This window comes from Trueperaceae bacterium (genome assembly GCA_036381035.1).
GTDB lineage: Bacteria > Deinococcota > Deinococci > Deinococcales > Trueperaceae > DASRWD01.
Map to the genome: position 1 here is coordinate 1 of DASVDQ010000137.1, position 1,138 is coordinate 1,138.

Consider the following 1,138-nt stretch of genomic DNA (forward strand, 5'->3'; position numbering starts at 1 on the left):
TGGCCCGACTGCGGTGGGCAGATCAGCCCGTCGCAGCACTGGCGGCGCATAGTCCCCGCGCGAGCGGGGGTGTCCCAACGCGAAACCGCCCCGACCCTCCCACGGAGGGCGGGGCGGTTTTGCCGTGCCGGGCCGCTACACTGCGGGTTGTCCGCTACCCGGGCACTTCTGCCGTTCACCAGGCGGCTGGTGAGGAGGAGTCGGGGCGCCCTCGGGGACTGAGGTGCGCGCCCCGCACTCCGGACACTTGGCCATCAGATCAGATCTCCTTTCGTTGCTGAAACTCTCCTTCCTGGGTGGGCTTGGCACCGGCGGACAGTGTGTGCAGGAACAGGCCGTAATTGACATGGCCGCTGTAGTACTGGATCTCCAGGCCGTACGGGCGCGGCCCGTCCTCGCCGTTCTGCGCCGCTTTGCCGGCGACGCTCTTGATCTCCGGGTTCGCGGCGTTGGTGATGAGCGCGACCAGGTGGGCCTCAACCTGCCGCATCGGCAGCCGTCCCGAGGTCGGCAGGTCCGGCACCTCCACCGGCTCGGGCGCCGGGCCGGTCACCGGCTCCTCGGGGATGCTGTGGTCGTCGCCCGCGCCGCCGCTGGCGCGGATCCATTGCACGTAGACCTGCGCGCCGGCCTGAAACTGGACCGCTGTCCCGCACGGTTTGTGGTGGATGCCGACCGCGTTGAACGGCGCGACCTTGGCGATCGCCGGCGATCCGGCCAGCACGTCACGCACCCACGGCTCCCATCTGGCCAGTCTCATGACTGCTCCCTCTCCTCATCTCATGCCGGGCGTGGTCACGGTATCGCCGTTGGTGCTGGATCTGTGCGGTGGCGGGACGGGTGCCGCGCTCCTTAACCCGCCCCGCCGCCTGGCGCCGCACCCCTGCGGGCAACTGGCCCCCCGGCGCGGTCCCCACCAGGGGTGCGGCGGTCTGGTTCCGCGGCCCCGGGGCGAGGGGTCGTCGGCGCGCCCCTGGGGCCGCGGGGTCTACACGGCACGGCCGCTCAGCACGGCCGCCCTCATCACGACCCCCGGCGCGGTTGCTGGCCGGGCGGGTGCTGCCATCCCTGCGGCGGCTGCTGCGGTTGTGGCGGTGTGGGTGGGTATAGGCGGCCGATGAGCTGTCCGACATGGCCG

Annotated in this window: 1 protein-coding gene; it reads right to left on the reverse strand. The window is 71.8% G+C overall.

What is annotated here, in order from left to right; translation table 11 throughout:
* Window positions 1-259: 259 nt before the first annotated feature.
* Entirely contained in the window at window positions 260-733 is a 474-nt protein-coding gene (locus VF202_14925) for a hypothetical protein (protein ID HEX7041408.1), read from the reverse strand.
* Window positions 734-1,138: the final 405 nt, after the last annotated feature.